The organism is Paenibacillus massiliensis 2301065 = DSM 16942, assembly GCF_000377505.1.
Classification (GTDB): domain Bacteria; phylum Bacillota; class Bacilli; order Paenibacillales; family Paenibacillaceae; genus Paenibacillus; species Paenibacillus massiliensis.
In genome coordinates this window covers 82,539-102,329 of sequence record NZ_KB898186.1, presented here as the reverse complement: position 1 = coordinate 102,329, position 19,791 = coordinate 82,539, and the positions used below count along the sequence as shown (strand labels likewise).

Here is a 19,791-nt window from a genome sequence, read left to right as displayed (position 1 = left end):
TCGATGCTCCTGTGCCCTTCACCCAAAATCTTCTTCATATCTGCTCGCTGCTTGGGATGACCGTTCGCCATGGTATGCACAATAGCCATACGGAAGACTGAACCGTATAGCTACTACTTGAGTGACAATGATCCAGTTATAGCTTCTTAAGAAGCTTCTGGTACTTGGATCAGACTCAATGTAAGTATAGAGCCGCTGCAAGCGGGTGTCCGCTCGACCGCTATGAAGCTTGTTGTTCGGGATTGCTGAACTATTATTGGCTTAGGCAGATCCGATTCAGATCCACATATTGCTTCGCTTCCTCGATACGCTTCAGAATATCCTCCTTGCGCTCCAGCTCTCCCAGCTTGGAAGAGAACAAGCCTAGCACGACCTGCTGATTGTCCTTCAGAAAGCGTAGCGGCTTGAAGTCCCCTACCCGCTCGGTATCGAATTCCAGAAAGTAGCCGGAATAGTTATCAATGCTCAGCAGGGTCTGCGTGATTAGCTCATATCATACCCTCCACCTACTCCTGCATAGGTGGATACATAATTACTACGGCATACATGTGTGGTGATCACAAGATCGCTTGGCAGACCGTGCGTTGCTGTGGTTCCGCTATACCAAATAACAAAATTTGAACCTAGCGTAATATGTTGACATCTGATGAGGGATGCTGTATAAATTCTACGCCAATAAAAATGACAGAATGGAGGCTAGATATCCCATGCACAAGGTGATCAAAATCAGATACACACTCCTATACAATGAAGCGCCTGAATCAACATGTTATGGGTACATGGAGTTGAATTCAGACAGCCACCTGATCGCACTCTACAATATGTATGGCGAGGAAATCAATCTGTACGGTGGTCATGAATATGTCAGGATACGGACCATTGGCTCATTCGATAATGAGGACCGTGATCATTTTTATTCCTTATTGGAGATTGATGGTGTAGGCTGATTTGCACATGAGGTGATGGGGCTGTCACTGTGACCGCCCCGTTCACCAAGATTAGAGCCTGGAGAACGGCGCCACACTGAATAGACGCTGCATGCATCACGAATAGCCCCCTTCGACAAGGCCGAGGGAGCTCGAGCTTCGTATGGATGGACAGTCTAATCCTCATCCTGTGCTGCTGGAGTAGCCGGCGCCATGAAGCCCTGAACGGCACCGAGAAACGGGCGAATCGACTGGATCATGCCGTAGCCCATCTTCACGACAGGGACAAATCTCTGAATCATGCCGAACAGTCGCATGCCGCTACCGAGCATGCCACCCAGCCCTCCTGCACCCGCTGCGGCGCCGCCAACTCCGCCCAGACCACCGAACAGCGAGCCCATCATGGGAAGGAATGCCGACACCTTGGCATCTGGCCTACGGGAGCGCGAACGGGCAGATGGTCTGCGCGCACTGCGTTTTCCCTTGCTGCGACGGGCACCTGTTGCCTGTGAACCCGCTTTACCTTTGGTAGAACGGGAGCCTTGCTTTGTGGAGGAAGCCTCTGTAGGGGTCCCAGCGCTTGCAAGCACCAACCCACCGGAATTCACATCGGTAATATAGCCGACGTAGGTCTCTCCGCTGTGCAGAGTGATGCAGACCGGACGGCCCTGAAGCTTCTTGGCCCGCGCACGGATCTCTTTGGATTGTGCCATGAGTAATCACCTCGCTCACTGATTGATACTTCAGTGTACGCTAGGGACGGGCTAACTGCTTGTGCGAATGGGGCAATCATCGCTTGATGGGCATGGCCTGCTATCTCATCTTATTGGTTTATAAAGGTCTTGTAAGCGGAGATCTTATGCTCAAGCATCTCATCTGCAGCCTGTAAAGTCTTCATCTGCTGCTTAATTGCTTGTCTGTGCTCCTCTAATAAGCCTAGTCTCTCCTCTGACGTATGCTCTCCTTCCAGCACAAGTGCAGCATACTCCTTAATTGTTGCGATGGGCATTTGCGTCTCTTTTAGCTTAATTACAAATTGCAGCCACTTCAGATGTGAGTCCTGATATCGTCTGTCTCCGCTGGCATCCCGGTCAGGTATAATGATCTGTTCCTTCTCGTAGTACCGCAGTGTATGTGCGCTTATTCCTAATTTTTCGGCCACTTCGCCAATAGTATACAAGAGACATCAACCTCGCTGAATTTTTTCTTGACTTAGAGTTCACTCTAACCAGTATAGTGAACTCATTGCTTATTCACAATCCATGAAATAAATACAATTCGGGAGGCATTCAGATGAAATATACCTTGATTACAGGTGCTAGCTCAGGCATCGGATATGAATCAGCTCTTGCGTTTGCAGCACGCGGCAAGAACTTGATCATCGCAGCACGCCGAACAGAAGAATTGGAGCAGTTAAAGACAACCGTGGCAGACATGAACCCGGAGCTGGACGTGATCATTCGTACTGTTGATTTATCCATCACAGCGAACGTACATGAATTCTATGAAGGCCTCCGTGATTATCAGATAGAGACTTGGATTAACAATGCGGGCTTCGGGAATTTTGCTTCTGTAGGGGAGCAAAAGCTGGATAAGATCGAGACGATGCTTCACTTGAATATCGAGGCGCTTACGGTTCTATCTTCTCTGTATGTACGAGATTATGCCGAGGTGGAAGGAACGCAGCTCATCAATGTATCCTCAGGTGGTGGATACGTGATCGTGGCTGATGCCGTGACCTACTGCGCGACAAAATTTTATGTAAGTGCCTTTACTGAAGGGCTCGCACAGGAATTGAGGGGAAAAGGAGCAGCCTTGCAGGCGAAGGTGCTGGCACCTGCTGCCACAGAGACCGAGTTCGCCCAGCGCTCTCTGGATGTAGATGAGTTTCAATATAAAGGCTCGATTCCAAAGTATCATACGGCGAGAGAAATGGCCGGGTTCATGTTGGACCTTTATGATAGCGAGCAGGTTGTAGGTATTGTAGATGGTACAACGTATGAGTTCCAATTGAGAGATCCACTGTATCCTTATGTGTCGAGAATGAGAAATTAGGTGACGTGGGGACTAACTTGAAAATTTAGCACAGCATCTAATATACAGAAGACCATCCCACTAGCTTCTGAGCTGGTCTGTAAAGCATCCTAATAGATAAAAAAGCCTGTAGACCTGTCCCTAACGGAACTGTCGTCTACAGGCTATTGCGTCCTCCAGGAGAGAACACATCATGAAGCGCTTGACTCCTCATTGCAGCATCGTCATGTAATCTTCCGGGCAACCACCGCTAAGCGGCCGTTGTCAGTTGAGTACTCACACGTTGACAATACAATAAGCTTATCGCCATACTGGGCGGTTACGCCCGTGTCGTAAAGAGCAAGCTTCTTAATGCTCTGAACATACGAATCGAACTCGGCTGGCGTATTGACATTCTCAATCTGGTAGTATTTAAACACGTCGTCCGATTTTCGATACACCTCTGACAGAATAACGGCAACAATCTCATACTCATCCTTTTCGTAAAGCGTGTTGAATTGGAAGGTAGCATGCTTTTTATAGAAGCTTTCTTTCTTGTACTTCATGAGATCTTTGAACATCCAGCCGCTTTTCATATGGTGACCGTGAATCAATAAAATATCGGAACCGTTGATCCGGCTGTGCTCGTCCAAGAAAGGAAGCCCGCCTTTGCTGTCTTTTCGATCAAAATCGTGATTGAGATAGTACTGGGAATCCTGTGTATTCTGCATGACTGGATACTCAATACGGGTACCGTCGATCTGAAGCCAACCGACGATGTCTGGATTTCTCTCGTAAAGCTCTCGAAATTCGGGAAGCACGACAGGCTCATTCGCTTTCGCGAGCAAAGCGGAGGGAAAAGACTTCCCTCCGCCTCTGTCCGATTCTCTACTCCAGACGTTCGTCAGCTCCTCGATCTTCTGTTGCTCGGCGTAAGCCTCCACGAGCGTTCTCGCAAGATTGGCTAGAGAGAATACCAACACGAGGACGGATACGGCGATAAGAATTTTTTTCATTTTACTCATTTCTTACCGCCTCTCCGATTATTGAATGTGTTGCTTCCTCTTGCTACTGAGTAGACAGAATCCGATTGTGATGATGGACATCAGCGCCAATAGCATATAGAAGATTGGCGATACACTGCTATCTCCTGTTGCCGGGACATCGTCCAGCTCATTGCTGATATTGCTGGTTCCTTTTTTGACGTTACCAGTCACATCTTTCCCACCATCAGATACATTACCGACGTTACTGGCCCCAGTATTGCTGTCGACAGCTTCGCCGTTGCTATTGTCAGTTTCGACGTTGTCGTTGTCAGTTCCAGCGTTGCCGCTGTCAGTCCCTACGTTATCGGTGTCGATTCCAGCGTTGCCGCTGTCAGTTCCGACGTTATCGGTGTTGGTTCCAGCGTTGCCGCTGTCAGTCCCGACGTTGTCGGTGTTGCTTCCACCTTTACCATTATCGGTTCCGCTGTTACCGGTGTTGCTTCCGCCATTGCCGCTGCCGGGCACAGGATTTTCTGGCTCGGGTTTGCCTGGATCGGGTCCGGGGGTCGTCGGTTCAGGCTCAGGGTCTACAGGGACAGTACCGCCACCGCCGCCGCCGGAACTAATCGGCTTCATCGGTACGTCGTGCTTTACAATCTCGAAATCGACAGAGATCGTTTCACTCGTGTACGTCTCATATCCGGGCTTCGTTACAACCAGATAGTAATCCGTTTCCGGGAATACCATATACGCATAGAAGCCGGCTGCATCGCTGTCCTGCTCCGGGCTCTTGTTGTCGTGCGGTGGGAAGCCTGGAACCGCAGGCAAGGTTACTTTCGTGCCCGGCTCGATTCCCTTCAATCTGTTTCTCTCCGTATCCGCATAGTACAACGTTACCGTAGCTCCCTCGATTTGCCCTGTATTGATCCCTTTGTTTGCATCGTAAACAGTGCCATAAGGGTCAACGAGCTCCTGAGAAATATTCAATTCCCCATTCGCCTTCACGTCCAGTTCAGCCTTCTGAATCGTCAGCTCTTTGCCTGGCGCAACTTCGTAACGCACTTCCATCATGTACTTCTCCGCAGACAAGCCTTCCGCCGAGAATGCGCCGTTCGGTTGCAAGTCAAATGCTTTCGGAACGCCGTTCTCTGTTACATATTCACCGCTAGCATTTCGCAAATAAATACGCATCTTGCCAGCGAGCTCGCTGTTCAACAGTGAAGACTGCCCATCAGGCTGCTTCAGGAGCACGACGCCGACAGCCGTAATGTGCGCCGGAACCAACTCGCCGCCCTTCACATTGCCGTCAACTTCTGCCTTTTGCGTGAAAGTGATCGATTCGTTAGTATTTTTAATCTTTGTCGTGAAGCTGATCGTATAATCGCCGCCATACCGCACAGGGTGGAAGTATCTTCCTTGGTCGTCGGTCATGATCTCTTGCTCGTTGCCATTCGTTTTGTCGGTAATGACAATGCGTTCATTCGGAAGCACTTCGCCCGTTTCGTTATCGCGCAGCACTCCGAAGATTGCCGCCGGAACGGTGGTTACTTTCGTATCGGCAGTCAACTTCCCTTCCGTCGGGCTGTCTACCCTCGCCGTAATGAGATGATCCTCAGGCGTAGTCGTGTCCAGCTTTGGCGGTGTATAAGGGATGACCGCTTTGCCTTGCGTATCGGTCTTTGCTTTTACTTCCGTATTATCCGGCAGTGTAAAGATGACCTCGGTGTCCGCAACAGGCTTGCCTTCATGATCCGTCAACGTTGCCGTCAATTGTGATGGTGTCTTACCATTTCCTGGGACAACCGCAGGATCTGGCGTCAGCGTCAGCTGGCCAGGGAGATACTTCGCATTGACGAAGCGAGCTTCGGCAATCTGTTTCTCTACAATCGTGCCGCTATGCGTCCGATCCACCGGGTTAGCCGTGTAATCCTCGCCCGTATAATCTGTCTGGGTGACGATATAACTGTGACCGCTTGGAACATCAATAGCGACAGTCTGTCCATGCTTGAGCGTGATCGTCTCGCCAGACTGGATGGTTCCCGTCGTGCCGTCCGACTTTGTATAGTTGTACGACTCATTGGATGCAGCGTCAGGGAATTGAACAGTGAACTCAAATTCCTTATTCTTATCTGCACCACTGCCTTCTACGGTCTCCCCAATCAACAGACCGCCGTACACCATCCGCGTATTGACAACCTCTTCCTTATGATCGCCCTCCTCGGCAATAATACCGGTCGTCTGCCAGTTTGGCCAAGTCGTCGCGTAACCATCGCTCGTATAATCCGTCTCGGTGATGGTGTAGGCTGTATCCATCGGAATCCCATTGATGACAGCTGTCTCCCCATGCTTGAGGAGGAGCTTGCCACCAGACCCGATGGTTCCTGTTACACCATCCGATGTCGTATACGTATACGTCTTGCCCGCACCTGCGCCTGCAAAAGTAACAGTGAACTCGAACAGCTTGTCCTTGTCCCCACCATTACCCGCGACCGTCTGTCCGATCGTCAGCTTGCCAGGAAGGTACTTGCTATTGACGAATTTGGCTGTGGCCGTTTCCTCTGCTACAATGCTACCCGTACGTGTCAGGCTTTCCGGGTCTGTAGTGTAGCCCTCATCTGTGTAGTCTTTCTGAACGATAGTGTAGGTGATACCGTCAGGGATATCCTTGATGGTAATAGCCTCGCCATCCTTCAGGATAATCGTGTCGCCACTAGCCACAGTACCGCTCTTTGAGCCGGAATAGGCATAGGACTGACCGTTGCTAAAAGTAATCGTATATTCAAATTCCTTATCCGGGTCAGCTCCTTTCCCCTCGATCGCTGTGTCCAGCGTCACATTGCCGGGCACCCATATCGGAGTTGGCACAACTAGTGGGTTAGTGCTAGTTACCTCTACCCCGTCCACCCAGATCGGATTCCATGGAGTAGAAGCCACACGTACTTGGTATACTGTCGTGGTCGGCAGATAGGTGATCGGGTCAATATACGTTTGCTTGAGCACGTAAAGTCCCGCTTTGGCAAAAAGACTAAGCTTTCCGTCCACACCTGTAGTACCACCTGTGACCTCTGTGACGCCATCTGGTTCATAGAGCGTAAATATTACGCCGCCAAGCGGCTTACCCTTAGGATCAACCTTCAGTAGATCCAGCTTGCCTTGGGTCTCCGCGCTACCACCGACATCACTGCTGTCCACCGAGTGTTCGCTTCTGGCACCGATATTCTTCAGGGTATCATCACCCATCAGCTTGATCTCGTTGCCCACTTTTCCACCGTTAGGCACTTCGGTGACTTCAGTCTGATACACGAACTGGTAGAGCTGATTCGGATTGGTCATGCGGAACATCAACCGGGTTGTACCACCTTCGGTGACGCTGTCCACCTTGACCTCACTATTCGGATCGTATAGATTCAGCGCATCACCGTCCTTCGTCAGTCCACCGCTCGGGGTCAGCTTGGCGCGATATACAGCCATGTCTGGGCGCCGCAGCGAGAGATCCCCCTTCTCATCTTTACGCAGCGCCAGCCCCTCTCCAAGAGTGTCCTGGAGATAGACGCCATCCTTTATCTCGAAAGGCGGGGTGTAATTCACCGTCCACTCCAGTACGCCAGAGTTCGGCTTCGTTACCGATTTGCTCAGGGACTGCATGGGTACGATGACCTTACGGGTGGCTGTGACTGTGCTGGGCTCATCCCCCCATGTGATTTTCACCTCGGCGGTGTTCGTCATCTCATGCGTTGACTCGCCAGTATCAAAATATTGACGCAGAGTCTCCTCGCTAGGTCTTGCCTTGACCAGTACAACATAGGGACTTTCCAGCTTCGTAAAGGAAAAAGTACCTATGTTCCCTGCGGCAGAGAAGCTCACGAGATCACTTGGGTCGGAGATCAGCGTCGTTGCACTAGCAGTCGCTCCATAATCTGCCCGTGTTGCCTTGTAAATTGCAAAGTCCTGTCCTGGTGCGTAAGGCACAAACTCCCAGCCCTCAGGCAGGGTATCGACGAGTCTGATGTCACTGGCAACATGATTGCCACCATCCTTCGCCATCTCCTCAGTCTTCATGCCGTTCATATTGACTGACAGCCGGAAGGTTACCGTCTTGGTCACCTGATCATAGGCTGCCAATGTATGTGCCTGATTCGTGTCAACTCGGATATAGTGGTTAACATTCGCCGGATTAACAGATGTACCCTCCGGTCTCGATGCATAGAGCATCTCTTTGGCCAGCATACCGCTGTTGACCCGGATCGAAGGCCGCGTTGAGTCAATCGTCCGAGTTGTCCCTTCAAACAGGGACGCTCGATTATAATGGTCTGTGCTTCTATTGCCCGCGAAGTGCTCCCATTGTGTCATCAGGGAATTGTAAGTGAAGGAAGCGGGCTGATCCGTATTGTATCCACTAACCTGCAGCAGGTCTGCGACAGGCTTCCCATCCTGTGAAAGGGTGAATATCTGATGTGTTAAGCCATCACCCGACTGAAAGGAACCCGACTGGAACCGCTGGTAGTAATTCTCCCTAGAGTTCCCTCGCAACTGGTTCAAAATTGCGGCATCAAGCCCTGGGCTAGCAGTAACCTTGGTGAAGTCGATGGAGCTCGCATCCCCATACACGAGCAGATCGTACACTGCACCGTCTGGCAGAGCTTCCTGCGGTGTAAGGGATACCTTCCAAGGTAATATGCCCAGACCGAGGCTATCACCAGTACTAGCGCTCTTGGTTAGGGTGTGGGCGCCAATAGTGAGAGTGGCCGTGTCCCATACCGTAGCCTGATCATTGTCCTGCACGGTATTGACATCCAGTCCCCACTGCGCGATAGCCTTGTTAGTAAATCCAGTTACACTGCCTGTAACCTCAGACACAATGACCAGCCGGATCGGGCCATTGACCTCCCCGAAGGAATACACATGACTTGCATTAGGCGTGATCGGCGTTGTCGTAGCTGACCAATCCTTAGCTACACTGTCCCACGACTGCCATGCGGCTGATCTCCAGGTAAGACCCGTTGGCAGGGCATCAGTGATCGTGAAGTCCTTTAGACCCTGCTTGCTGTAGTTCTTGTTGACATCAATTGTCCATGTCATAGTCCGCGGGTCTGCAGAGCTCGAACGCTTGTCCAAGGTGCCGCTCTTCTGAATCCAGTCAGGCTTGAAGGCGACACGCCATGCATTCGAGGACAGCAGCTTATTATCTGAAGAATCTCTCAAGTCTGCAGTATTCGCGACCGTCTGGTACCCATTGTTGCCGCTGTTATATTCTGTGTAGTACTTTCCTTTAGGAATCCATGTCTTGAAAGTAACTATTGCTTTGTCGCCGATACCTGTAGGGAAGGTATACCCCAGCGCATTCGTGCTTGCACCATCAGGTGTCACTGTACTGCCATTGACCTTGAAGGAGCCCTCCACATAGGTACCCACCTGACTCGGATCAAGCGCGTTATAGAACTTCAGCCCGTCTAGTGGCTGCGGGATGGTAGGGTCGAACATATCCATTGCGGCGATTTCCACCTGCCACTCGATAGTTCCCTCCAAGAAATCTGCTGCATAAATCCAATTGTTCTCGGACACGTTACTAGTTGATTTCATGCTGATGCTGTATGCAGGCGTAACACTAGGGTTATCGAGCATATAGTTCGCCCCGAAGATATCAATCGGCTTTTGCTGGCCATAACCTATACCGGTTACATCGGCCTTAGCAGTAGATTCAAAACCGAAGGTGATGTTTCGACCTTGACCGTTGAAGAAGCGTTCTTCCCCGTCGAACACGACCCTAATGCCCGTTTCAGAGAAATGGGCCGTTCCAATGGTGTAGCCCGATTTTTCTCTAAGCGTCATGGTGGCCGTCGGCAGAATCACCTCCGGAAAGTAAGTCGCTCTGTCCAGCATCACGTAGTCACCATATACAATGACCGTGCTGTCATCCACCGTGTTCGGGTCAGCAGCGTCACCCTTCACCGGAACCTTGATGTCTATCGACTTCAGGGAGAAGGGCTTTCTGCCATGAATGGCCTCCCCCGTCTGCAAGACTTTCCCGTCCTGTATAACTTCTAGCGGAAAGGGCGTATTCGCTCCTATGAGTACCGCTGTCTTGTCCGTCAGGTCTGCCGCCAGCGAAATGAGTTTAGCCGGCAGTGCATACACCTCATCATGTACCGATGAAGGTTCGTCTGACGTATCGTACACGGCGTCTGTTACCGATACCGCTCCGTATCCGTCCGGTGCACTCCCCGCAAATGCGCTAGCCGAGAACGCAAACGTCTGCAAGAAAAGCAACACGGCCAAGAAGAAGGACAGCACAGCTTTACTTACACTGTGTTTTCGTTTCAAAAAAATTTCCCCTCCATTCCCAAAACTTTCGGTATACCGGGCTCATCCTCCCGATGAAAACCGCTCTAGCGAATAGACATATACTATTGGCATGCTCCCAACATCCCTTGATAGTATTGGAATCTTGCAGCGCTCCAGATGAGCGTGTAAGTGCCGTGGGATGCAGGTCGTTGACCATGCTTAGTAGCGATCTCCCCTCTCATTCGATGATTTTCGCCATGTGTCTACTGCAAATAGCACAAAACGCCCAATTTACACAGCGTATTTGTGACAATTATAGTACGAGGGACCTAAACAAAATCTCGACAATGACTCAACAATCAAAGCGTAAGGCCTACTGATGCCGGAGTCATTTGGAGGGCCACCTTGAATACTTCAAGCTTGGCCAAGTCCCAATACACGTACGATTAAATACATGAAAAAGAAAAGCCCCTTACCAGAGTAAGAAGGGCCTTAATATACTGCATTTATTCTAGACCTTAGCGAGATTCATTTTCGGCGGGGGATATCGGAGCATTCTGCCCATTTTTACAATTTGCCCTCTATGATGAAATTCGTGCGTGATGGTGTGCGTAAATAGCCATAATTCGCTGGCCTCTACGCTGTCATTCTGTCCAGATGCTTGATTGGAAGGCTCCCATTTGTCTATATACTCATTTAGAAATTCATACATAAGGGCGTCGATAGTTTTAAATACCTCGCGCATGTCCTCAACATTGCCAATGGACTCTGGTTTCACTTTGGGAAGTGCCTTACCAAGTGCGCGATTCCCTAACCATATTCGATAACAATCGGCTACATGAGCATGCAGATTACGAATTGAAGCTCCACCCAGGGCTTCAACTTCTGTAACATAATCAGCGGGAGATAACGTCTCACAATACCGGAACAATGATTCCCTTGTGCGCTGGATCAGCTCATACTGGCTTTTGTATGCATTCATTTTCTCGACCCCCTTATTATTAAATCCTTTAAAGATATATATTGTCCTTAATTATCCTAAAAAAATATATGTTCTATATCTCGATATTCATACCGCGGGCAAGATCTGACATCTTCTGATTTCTTAAATGCTCTTCCATCTTCTCTTCTGCTGATAGCACCACTTTTTGAATCGGACAGCCTGCTCCATGTTCAAAGCTGCAATCGAATAAGGAAGCCGAGCCTTCAATGGCTTGTATAATATCAAGAAACGAAATGTTCTCCCAATCTCGTTTAAGTCGATATCCGCCGTGTACCCCCGTTGTCGATTCAATCATGCCCGCCTTCACCAACTTGGTCAGTATTTTGGATAAATACGTTGGAGACACACTTTGTCGCTCTGCTAGCTGCTGTACACCAATAGCTTTTTGTGGAGTCGCTACAGCAAGAAAGAGCATGGTATGGAGAGCATAATCGGTGGCCTTGGAGTATTTCATCTATAATCACCTCTATTACAGATTCTGCATATCTATAATAGCTAGTATACCCCTTTTCGTCAACTACAATGTGTTAAAAGAAATAAACCTTCAATTACTTACTCTATATTGGCCCAAAGTCTGATCCCTTAACCCGAGAATGAGAAAAGGATGTCTCACCGTCGCTTAGGACTTTGAGGCACCCTCTGTGGAGTAGTTGATTTGAATGCCGCGTTATACACGGTATTACACCGTAATAAGCATCTTAGGTCCAAGCCCACATGAAGCTGTCGCGGTCCCAGGCAACTCTGCCGCCGTGGAGCTTGCGGAAAGCCTTCTTCACCTCTTTGGACAGCGATGCATTTCCATTTTCATTCACGAATACGAATTGCTCACCGAAGTTGGTCTTCACATATTCAATCGCAGCGGTCTGATACAGCGTACCCGTGAACCTGATTTCCTTGACCATCCATTCCGCCACCTCTTGTGCGGTTATTTCCATGGATCTTGCTCCTTCCTTCTCATGGATTGCTCCATTCTCTTATTACAGATTTTGGAGTATCCATTCATATCATAATGACTTTGATATTTTGCTTATAAATTCTTCCTTTAGCTTAGTCTCTTCAGATTTATCATAATATCTAGGGTCGACAATCCCTGATCCCGGGTTCTGTTGATTGAAAATATATATTATACTCTGAAAATTAATATAAGCAATGTTCGCCTTGGGAATTAAAATCTTGCCTTCTCCATCACGCTTCTCACTATTACTAATAAGAATCGAATTATCAAGATTGTAATTGAGAATGAATTTATCAAATAACTCCGTACCATCTTTTAGTTTGATATTGGCAGTAACCTTTTCTCTAATTGTAAAAAGCATAAATCGGAAAAGCAAAAAAATAATAACTGTATATATGCCTATAATGACAATTAAATATCTCTGTATTGACTCCTCGATTAAACTAAATTTAAGGAAAGCTAAAAACGTATTATCTATTTTAGAAGCCTTAATGTTCTCAGATTCTAAGATCAAACCATTAATCAGAAAACCTGCATACAGTGAATAGATTAAAAACAACAAGATCGGAACCAACGAAAAAGTGTTTAGCATTAGTCTTCGCAGTTTACTATATTTCAAATACGCTTTTCTAACAAATTTAATGAATACGGTTCTTACAACGAGTAGCAAAATACTCAAAATAAGAACTATGCTGAATGTGTACCAATTAAAAAATAAATTTGAAATTGTTATATATATTATAGGTATCTTATTAACTGGAATACTCGTAACAAGCAAAATATAGGCAAAGAAAATTGCCAAAAGTGCTAGCGCAAATAATATTTTTCTTAAAATGTTGATAGGTCCATTTGTGAACAGTTCTTCTTCCTTAGAAGCATGAACCCTTAATTTCACTAGTGCTCCGACTACAATGCCGGCAACAACAGTAGCCGTTGCTCTTATAATTGATTCTGCCCAAATATCATTCATAGAATCACTCTTTTCATGAAACTTCGTTATGCTACAAATGCGTGTATTTATCCTTCTTTCCAAACGCTTTCTCAACCGGGTACTTAACCTCATTTTTTCTTATTTTCGCACGAATAATCTCATCCAGATCAAGATTTAATGATTTCGCCATATAAACCGCATAAATCAATACATCAGCAAGTTCGTCAGCAATTCTCCCCTTTTTAGTCTCCAATGCCTCCTCCGATGTTTTCCACTGGAAATTCTCCAATAATTCGCTCGCCTCAAGAGTCAATGAGATAGCCAAGTCCTTAGGGTTATGGAATTGCTCCCAATCCCGCTGCTCTCGAAAACATATGATTAGTTTTATAAGTTCTTCATTCATCTGGTACCCACCCTCTATTCAATTATTCCTGAAATAAACTTCCTTGTAAGGATATTATCGAGAATTTTGACCGTCAAATTAAATAAGAATCGCACATCCTAGGGGAAATTAAATGTAGTATACTATAGTAGTGTTTACCAATTCCATGATCTATAGGTGACTAACATGACAAGCGAACTTATTATTGAAAAGATCAACTTTTCTTCACAGGACTTGCAACAAATAAAGGAAGAATTCCTAACGAGGCACCCTGTTGTCTACATTTTTTATAATCAAGATTCTCTCCAGGCTTATGTTGGCGAAACGGTTCAATTCAAGCGACGCTTGAGAGAGCATTTGAACGATAAAAGACGCAATAAAAAACTTCAGCAAATCATACTTATCGGACACAAGAGATTTCACCAATCTGCGACCTATAATATTGAAACTAATTTGATTAACTATCTGATCGCAGAAAATCGGTATAGACTTCAGAATGTCAGCCAAACCAAAAAAAGCGAGATGCACAATTACTATCAAAAGCAATACTACAACGAAGAGATATTTACAGAAATATGGAAAACACTTAAAGATGAGCAGCTTATACAAGAACCTCTTGAAACCTTGAGAAATAAAGATACCTACAAACTCTCGCCTTATAAAGAATTAACCCCTCAACAAGTAGAGGTTAAGAATCAAATCCTTAAATACTGCAAGGAAAATGATTATAAGACGGAGTCGAAAATACTAATTATTGAAGGTGATGCGGGAACAGGAAAAAGCGTACTAATAAGTTCTCTGTTCAATACCATTCAGGACCTTTCCCATGAAAATGGCTCTACTCTGAAGAAAAAAATGAATTATTTGCTGGTAAACCACGGAGAGATGTTAAAAACTTACCACAGTCTAACTAAAAGCCTTCCCAATATTAAAAAGAACAAAGTTATGAAGCCCACAACGTTCATTAATAATAAAAAAATAACATCTGCTGATATTGTATTAGTAGACGAAGCACATTTGCTTTTAACAAAGGAAGATCGATATAACAGCTTCAATGGAAAAAATCACCTTGAGGAGATCATTAAGAAAAGCAAAATAACAATTCTAATTTTTGATCCAAAACAGGTTCTAAGAATTAAAAGCTACTGGGACGACGATTTGTTAAAAAAAGTAACTAAACAGTATATTACTGAAACCTATTACTTAAAAGATCAATTACGAATGTATGCCGCTCCTGAATTTATTGACTGGATTGATAGTTTTGTATCGAAGAAGCTAATCAATGTGCCACACGTGAGTCAAAATACATATGACTTGCAGATTTTCAGCAATGCACTTGCAATGAAGAAAGCAATTGAGGATAGAAACAAAAAAGTGGGCTTGTCCAGAATGGTTGCTACCTTTGATTATGAACACAAAAAGGATGGACAGTTATATTATGTTGAGGCAGACGGACTGAAGATGCCTTGGAATATTACGGATAGCAATACTATCTGGGCAGAGAAAGAGAATACTATTCATGAAATAGGCTCTATCTACACCGTTCAAGGCTTTGATTTAAATTATGTTGGTGTTATACTAGGCCCTTCGGTCAGTTATGATGAACAGACAGACCAACTCCTTATTGATGTCACAAAGTATAAGGATGTCGGTGCCTTTAACTCACGGAGTGATTTTTCAGAGAAGGAAATACAACAAATTAAGCAAGATATTATTTTAAATTCAATTAATGTGTTGATGAAACGTGGTATTCGCGGACTCTATATCTATGCTACAGATCCTAAACTTAGAAAGAAGCTATTGTCTTTAGTTAAAAGATAAACAACGATGCAAGAGACTTAAGCGGTGGTCTTATATGAGACCACCGCTTAATAACATTGAAAACACCCCATAGAATATAGTGCTCATACGCTCAGCTTAACGGAACTATTGGCGAAAATGCCTTCAATTATTGCCGTATCACCTTTCCTACCAAGATCCCAACTAGACAAGTTACTTATGCAAACTATGTACAGATTTCACATGAGTGAGTATTCTGGCCTAATGCCATCTTATGAAAAATAAACTAACCAGGACACACAGTTGGAGCAATGCCGACTTAATCAAAAAGTAGGCGGCGTAGCAACTGCTATGAGCAGCGTTTCACCTTCCCAGATATTCTTATAACTATGGGGGATTCTGGCATCATAATAGATACTGTCCCCTTCTTCGAGCGTATAACGTTCATTGCCGAGCACAAACTCCAATCGCCCGGAATGAACAAATAGGAATTCCTCGCCATCGCTATGGCCAACGCCGATATCGCCATAAGCAGCTCCTTCTTCCAGCACTCCCCATATCGGCCCCATTCGGTTGCTGCTTCCTTGACTGAGTGCGTACCAGGTAATACGAGACCCCTCGGAATGCACTAATGGCTTGCGTTCATTTTTCCTAACGACAAGGCTTCGCTTCTCCTCACCGAATAAATCGGAAAAATTCACGTTTAATGCATTCGCTATGCGCTTCAGAACACTGATCGACGGATTCGCCTTATCGCGCTCAATTTCACTGAGAAAAGATAAGGATACAGAGGCTGCTTCAGCTACCTTCTTAAGCGTTAAATTCTGTTTTTTCCGCGTACTTCGAATGGCTTCGCCGATCGAATTCATATGCAAGCCTCCTGAATTTCCGATATTTTTACGTTATCAGCGAAATTTATAATTTTATAATAGGCGTAAATCCGAGCAATATCAAGCCCCTTCACCAGAGCGGGATTACGGTGTAAAAACGTTGATTTGGCGCTATTATTGGACTACTATTTAATCAAGGTTAACGAACGAATTTTACCCGGGTATCTGACATCGTTCATCTCAACAGAATTTTTTTCATTTTCAGCGAAATTTTCTAAGCATTACGAAGCACTAATTACATGATGGCAACGAAAAGCTGTTCCTTGTTATTTAGATTCATAGAAATATGTCAGAAGGACGAAAGGGGCATAAAGAATGACTACGAACATTCCCAAGGTCTATCAAGTAGGTGATGTTACCGTTACGCGTGTTACGGAAATGATACTTGACGGTATTCCACCAGAGGTGTATTTTGCGGGATCATGGGACCCCAGGTTCCTGGAGGAGAATCGGAACTCTCTTCCGGATGGCCTGATCGATGGCAGTTCTCAGCTTATCGTTAGCATTGGAACCTGGGTGGTGAAGACCCCGAAGCATACAATCCTTATCGATACGGCTACAGGAAATAATAAAAGCTTGCCTTTAAATCCGGACCTCGCCAATCTCCAGCTCCCTTATCTGGAGCGGTTGAAAGAGGCCGGAGTAACACCAGAGGAAGTCGATTACGTCCTGCTGACGCATCTGCATGTCGACCATGTCGGTTGGAACACGAAGCTCATTGATGGAAAATGGGTACCGACGTTCCCACATGCAAAATACGTATTTCCCCTTGCGGAGCAACAATATTACTCAAGTAAGGCCAGCCACAACAAAGCAAACGAAGCCAACTTTAACGTTTACGAAGAAAGCGTATTGCCTGTTGTTGAAGCCGGCTTAACGCAGACAATTAACCCTGAGGGCGGGGAATTTCTTGATATGTTCACATTCATTCCGACGCCCGGCCATAGTATCGGCCAAATGTCCATCCGTCTTAACACTGGCGGAGAAGAAGCTTTATTTGGCGCCGATGTGATGCACCATCCGTTCCAGGTGTTTAACCCTGAATGGAACTCCATGTACTGCGAATTTGCCGATCAAGCCCGAGCCTCACGACGACAGGTACTGGAGGACATCGCAGATCGTCCAGTCATTTATTTTAGCACGCATTTTCCAGAAAGCGCGGCGGGATACGTGACTCGAAGCGGGGACGGATACAAGTGGGACTTTATTTAATACGACCTGACACCAACACAATCGAAAGGCGCTGAGTTTATGACAACCCCTAGTTTTCTTCCTGATGTACATATCGTGACGGAAGACCTTCGTATCCCAAGTGATACAACTGGCATCGAACTTTATGTACGAAATAAACGACCAGCTTCCATGAACACCTTCTCTAATGAAAAAACAATCGTAATGGTTCATGGCGCTACTTATCCCATTGGCAGTCTGTACGATGTGGAACTGGATGGCTTCACTTTTCTGGACTATCTCGCCAGCCATGGATATGACGTGTACGCTGTGGACGTCCGCGGCTACGGCGGCTCGACAAGACCACCTGAGATGGAGCAGCCTGCTGACCTGAATCCACCGCTTGTCCGTACGGAAACAGGAGTCCGGGATTTGGGCACAGCTGTGGACTATGTTCTGAAGCACCGGAATTTAACGAAGGTGAATGTCCTGGGCATGTCTTGGGGTGGAACGGTTGCGGGAGCTTACACCAGTCAAAACAACGATAAGGTAACCAAGCTTACGCTTGTGGCTCCGCAATGGCTGAGCTCCAAACCGATTCCGATCGATACCGGGGGTCCGCTTGGTTCGTATCGCCTTGTGGCTGCTGTCAGCACGAAGGAACGCTGGCTAAGTGCAGCGCCAGAGCATAAACGTGGTGATTTGATTCCGGAGGGCTGGTTCGAACAATGGGTCAAAGCCACGCTGGCTTCCGATCCAGGAAGCCTAACCGAGCATCCTGAGCATATTCGGGCCACCAATGGTCCGATCCTCGATATCCGCGAATACTGGACGGCTGGCAAAGCTTTCTACGATCCTCAAGAGATCACCGTTCCCGTCCTTCTTGTGCATGCCGAGTGGGATATTGATGTGCCCCTTGAATTAGCCCAAAATTTCTTCACTTCCCTGACGGGAGCTGCCTATCGCCGCTGGGTCGAAATCGGGGAAGGGACGCACATGGTTTTACTGGAGAAAAACAGACTTCTGGCTTTTCAAGCCATCCGCGGTTTCTTGGATGAAGTGTACGCACCTGCCAAATAAGATGTCGCTGCAAGAGAGGAATGTAAAACAATGAGCCATATTGCCATAACCACCACAAAGGCACCGTCAGCTATCGGTCCCTATTCGCAAGCCATCGCTTTAGAAAATGCCGTCTATACGTCAGGCATGCTTCCGATTGATGCCGAAGGAAATCTGAAAGAAGGCATCGTTGACCAGACCCAGCAAATCTTAAACAACCTGCAAGCCGTCTTAGCTGAAGCAGGATTGTCTTTAGAAGACGTTATAAAAACCACCGTTTTCATGACCGATTTAGAGCAATTTCAACAGATGAACGAGGTGTACAGCCAATATTTCAGCGATCATTACCCTGCCAGAACAACTGTGGAAGTGTCTAGACTTCCACGAGACGCCAAGATTGAAATAGAGCTTATCGCAATCAAGCGCATTTAAATCTGCTCCACTATTCGTATTTCTATGAAAGAAGGCGCATCTGATTGCGAACGTATTGGCTTCTCTTGTTGTGCGCAACCCTTTACGGGAGCAATTTCGTCTTAGGTTCGCTGCTACTGCAGGCATTTCCCGCCTTACATCTGTCTGCATACCGGCTTATAGTGTCGTCTGTGTTCCTGCTTATTTATTTGGTTACAACCCGTCGCTTAACGAAGATTACGCTCCGTGACTCCGTGTATCTGGTGCCATTTGTTCTGATCGGGATGCTGCTGCATCAAGTTTCTTTCTTTATGGGGCTTCGGACAACGGATGCAACAACGGCTTCGCTCATCTTGTCGTTAGCTCCGATTTTTACAGCGCTATTTGCTCGCTTATTTTTGAAAGAGCCGTTAACGAAACGCATGGCGGCAGGTTCGATTGTCGCCCTCGCCGGTGTCTTCTTCGTGGTTGGACCTGGCGGAAGCAAGGGCATAGCCATTAACGAAGGCATCTGGATTATGTTTATATGCATGCTGGCATTCTCGGCATCTATGATCCTCATGAGAAAGCTGACGGAACGTATGGATGCGTTGGTCGCAACGGTGTATACAACGGGCTTGGGCTGCGTTTTGGTATACCCGATGGCGGTCTGGAGCGAGCCTCACGTACAGGCCCAGCCTGGTTTCTGGTGGTGGGTTCTCCTAATCGGATCGGCGCTGCTTATTCAGGGCTTATGCGCGGTCATCTGGAATGCGCAGATCCGCAAGGTAGGGGCGGCTAAAGCATCGCTGTTTCTGAATTTACAGCCGTTTGTTGCAATGGTTCTAGGTTATATCACGCTTGGCACCCCGATTTCCTTAACGCAAGTGGCAGGCTCTGTTCTCATCATTTGCGGCGTAGTTTTAGCCACCGTGCAGGGACAGCGAACAAGGAAAACACACCAATTCTCCCCTGTGGAGAGATAATGGCCTACGTGGTAATCGCGACTAAAGAAGAAAATTTAG

At 46.8% G+C, this 19,791-nt stretch carries 17 protein-coding genes and 1 pseudogene; 7 read left to right on the top strand and 11 right to left on the bottom strand.

Annotated features, from left to right (window positions below):
* Window positions 1-259 precede the first annotated feature (259 nt).
* Window positions 260-588, bottom strand: a pseudogene (locus D328_RS31870) (5-methyltetrahydropteroyltriglutamate--homocysteine methyltransferase); the annotation flags it as partial.
* Between the two features lie 119 nt (window positions 589-707).
* Here D328_RS31870 and D328_RS0104430 point away from each other — a divergent pair.
* Window positions 708-947 carry a hypothetical protein gene (locus tag D328_RS0104430; protein WP_018883752.1) on the top strand — a complete coding sequence of 80 codons (240 nt, stop codon included), beginning with the start codon at window positions 708-710 and terminating at the stop codon, window positions 945-947.
* 155 nt (window positions 948-1,102) lie between these two features.
* On the opposite strand, the gene D328_RS0104425 is transcribed toward D328_RS0104430, so the two are convergent.
* Window positions 1,103-1,639 (bottom strand): hypothetical protein, encoded by a 537-nt coding sequence (locus D328_RS0104425; RefSeq protein ID WP_018883751.1) that lies wholly within the window; start codon window positions 1,637-1,639, stop codon window positions 1,103-1,105.
* A 110-nt stretch (window positions 1,640-1,749) separates the two neighbouring features.
* Window positions 1,750-2,106 carry a MerR family transcriptional regulator gene (locus D328_RS0104420; RefSeq protein ID WP_018883750.1) on the bottom strand — a complete coding sequence of 119 codons (357 nt, stop codon included), beginning with the start codon at window positions 2,104-2,106 and terminating at the stop codon, window positions 1,750-1,752.
* A gap of 113 nt (window positions 2,107-2,219) precedes the next feature.
* Between D328_RS0104420 and D328_RS0104415 the strand changes: the two genes are divergently transcribed.
* Window positions 2,220-2,981: an SDR family NAD(P)-dependent oxidoreductase gene (locus D328_RS0104415; RefSeq protein WP_018883749.1), complete on the top strand. Its 762-nt coding sequence runs from the start codon at window positions 2,220-2,222 to the stop codon at window positions 2,979-2,981.
* A 203-nt stretch (window positions 2,982-3,184) separates the two neighbouring features.
* On the opposite strand, the gene srtB is transcribed toward D328_RS0104415, so the two are convergent.
* From srtB to D328_RS0104380, 7 genes are all read right to left on the bottom strand, one after another.
* Complete coding sequence (srtB, locus tag D328_RS0104410) at window positions 3,185-3,964, bottom strand: class B sortase (RefSeq protein WP_018883748.1); 780 nt, start codon at window positions 3,962-3,964, stop codon at window positions 3,185-3,187.
* A gap of 18 nt (window positions 3,965-3,982) precedes the next feature.
* Entirely contained in the window at window positions 3,983-10,246 is a 6,264-nt protein-coding gene (locus D328_RS0104405; RefSeq protein ID WP_018883747.1) for a DUF7601 domain-containing protein, read from the bottom strand.
* A 472-nt stretch (window positions 10,247-10,718) separates the two neighbouring features.
* Window positions 10,719-11,189, bottom strand: coding sequence for a DinB family protein (locus D328_RS0104400; protein WP_018883746.1), 471 nt, complete (start codon window positions 11,187-11,189; stop codon window positions 10,719-10,721).
* A gap of 73 nt (window positions 11,190-11,262) precedes the next feature.
* Window positions 11,263-11,664 (bottom strand): Rrf2 family transcriptional regulator, encoded by a 402-nt coding sequence (locus tag D328_RS0104395; RefSeq protein ID WP_018883745.1) that lies wholly within the window; start codon window positions 11,662-11,664, stop codon window positions 11,263-11,265.
* A gap of 244 nt (window positions 11,665-11,908) precedes the next feature.
* Entirely contained in the window at window positions 11,909-12,145 is a 237-nt protein-coding gene (locus tag D328_RS0104390) for a DUF6953 family protein (protein WP_018883744.1), read from the bottom strand.
* 69 nt (window positions 12,146-12,214) lie between these two features.
* The gene (locus tag D328_RS0104385) at window positions 12,215-13,135 is read right to left on the bottom strand and encodes a hypothetical protein (protein WP_018883743.1); all 921 of its coding nucleotides are present in this window, start codon (window positions 13,133-13,135) and stop codon (window positions 12,215-12,217) included.
* Window positions 13,136-13,166: 31 nt separating this feature from the next.
* A complete protein-coding gene (locus D328_RS0104380) occupies window positions 13,167-13,499 on the bottom strand; it encodes a nucleotide pyrophosphohydrolase (protein ID WP_018883742.1) in 333 nt (110 codons plus the stop codon).
* Window positions 13,500-13,664: 165 nt separating this feature from the next.
* Here D328_RS0104380 and D328_RS0104375 point away from each other — a divergent pair, with 165 nt between their 5' ends.
* Complete coding sequence (locus D328_RS0104375) at window positions 13,665-15,299, top strand: DUF2075 domain-containing protein (RefSeq protein WP_018883741.1); 1,635 nt, start codon at window positions 13,665-13,667, stop codon at window positions 15,297-15,299.
* A gap of 281 nt (window positions 15,300-15,580) precedes the next feature.
* Here the strand turns inward: D328_RS0104375 and D328_RS0104370 are convergent, their stop codons facing one another.
* Window positions 15,581-16,126 carry a helix-turn-helix domain-containing protein gene (locus D328_RS0104370; RefSeq protein WP_018883740.1) on the bottom strand — a complete coding sequence of 182 codons (546 nt, stop codon included), beginning with the start codon at window positions 16,124-16,126 and terminating at the stop codon, window positions 15,581-15,583.
* 336 nt (window positions 16,127-16,462) lie between these two features.
* On the opposite strand from D328_RS0104370, the gene D328_RS0104365 reads away from it, so the two are divergent.
* The 4 genes from D328_RS0104365 to D328_RS0104350 are packed head-to-tail and all read left to right on the top strand — an operon-like array spanning window position 16,463 to window position 19,752.
* Complete coding sequence (locus tag D328_RS0104365) at window positions 16,463-17,359, top strand: MBL fold metallo-hydrolase (protein ID WP_018883739.1); 897 nt, start codon at window positions 16,463-16,465, stop codon at window positions 17,357-17,359.
* 39 nt (window positions 17,360-17,398) lie between these two features.
* The gene (locus D328_RS0104360) at window positions 17,399-18,397 is read left to right on the top strand and encodes an alpha/beta hydrolase (protein WP_018883738.1); all 999 of its coding nucleotides are present in this window, start codon (window positions 17,399-17,401) and stop codon (window positions 18,395-18,397) included.
* Window positions 18,398-18,427: 30 nt separating this feature from the next.
* Window positions 18,428-18,808, top strand: a complete 381-nt coding sequence (locus D328_RS0104355; RefSeq protein ID WP_018883737.1) for a RidA family protein — start codon at window positions 18,428-18,430, stop codon at window positions 18,806-18,808.
* 44 nt (window positions 18,809-18,852) lie between these two features.
* Window positions 18,853-19,752 carry a DMT family transporter gene (locus D328_RS0104350; RefSeq protein WP_018883736.1) on the top strand — a complete coding sequence of 300 codons (900 nt, stop codon included), beginning with the start codon at window positions 18,853-18,855 and terminating at the stop codon, window positions 19,750-19,752.
* The last annotated feature ends 39 nt before the right edge of the window (window positions 19,753-19,791 follow it).

Excerpts from the sequence above, each read along its gene's own strand:
- D328_RS0104430 (WP_018883752.1), top strand. The coding sequence starts at position 708 with ATGCACAAGGTGATCAAAATCAGATACACACTCCTATACAATGAAGCG.
- D328_RS0104425 (WP_018883751.1), bottom strand. The coding sequence starts at position 1,639 with ATGGCACAATCCAAAGAGATCCGTGCGCGGGCCAAGAAGCTTCAGGGC.
- D328_RS0104415 (WP_018883749.1), top strand. The coding sequence starts at position 2,220 with ATGAAATATACCTTGATTACAGGTGCTAGCTCAGGCATCGGATATGAA.
- srtB (WP_018883748.1), bottom strand. The coding sequence starts at position 3,964 with ATGAGTAAAATGAAAAAAATTCTTATCGCCGTATCCGTCCTCGTGTTG.
- D328_RS0104400 (WP_018883746.1), bottom strand. The coding sequence starts at position 11,189 with ATGAATGCATACAAAAGCCAGTATGAGCTGATCCAGCGCACAAGGGAA.
- D328_RS0104395 (WP_018883745.1), bottom strand. The coding sequence starts at position 11,664 with ATGAAATACTCCAAGGCCACCGATTATGCTCTCCATACCATGCTCTTT.
- D328_RS0104390 (WP_018883744.1), bottom strand. The coding sequence starts at position 12,145 with ATGGAAATAACCGCACAAGAGGTGGCGGAATGGATGGTCAAGGAAATC.
- D328_RS0104385 (WP_018883743.1), bottom strand. The coding sequence starts at position 13,135 with ATGAATGATATTTGGGCAGAATCAATTATAAGAGCAACGGCTACTGTT.
- D328_RS0104380 (WP_018883742.1), bottom strand. The coding sequence starts at position 13,499 with ATGAATGAAGAACTTATAAAACTAATCATATGTTTTCGAGAGCAGCGG.
- D328_RS0104375 (WP_018883741.1), top strand. The coding sequence starts at position 13,665 with ATGACAAGCGAACTTATTATTGAAAAGATCAACTTTTCTTCACAGGAC.
- D328_RS0104370 (WP_018883740.1), bottom strand. The coding sequence starts at position 16,126 with ATGAATTCGATCGGCGAAGCCATTCGAAGTACGCGGAAAAAACAGAAT.
- D328_RS0104365 (WP_018883739.1), top strand. The coding sequence starts at position 16,463 with ATGACTACGAACATTCCCAAGGTCTATCAAGTAGGTGATGTTACCGTT.
- D328_RS0104360 (WP_018883738.1), top strand. The coding sequence starts at position 17,399 with ATGACAACCCCTAGTTTTCTTCCTGATGTACATATCGTGACGGAAGAC.
- D328_RS0104355 (WP_018883737.1), top strand. The coding sequence starts at position 18,428 with ATGAGCCATATTGCCATAACCACCACAAAGGCACCGTCAGCTATCGGT.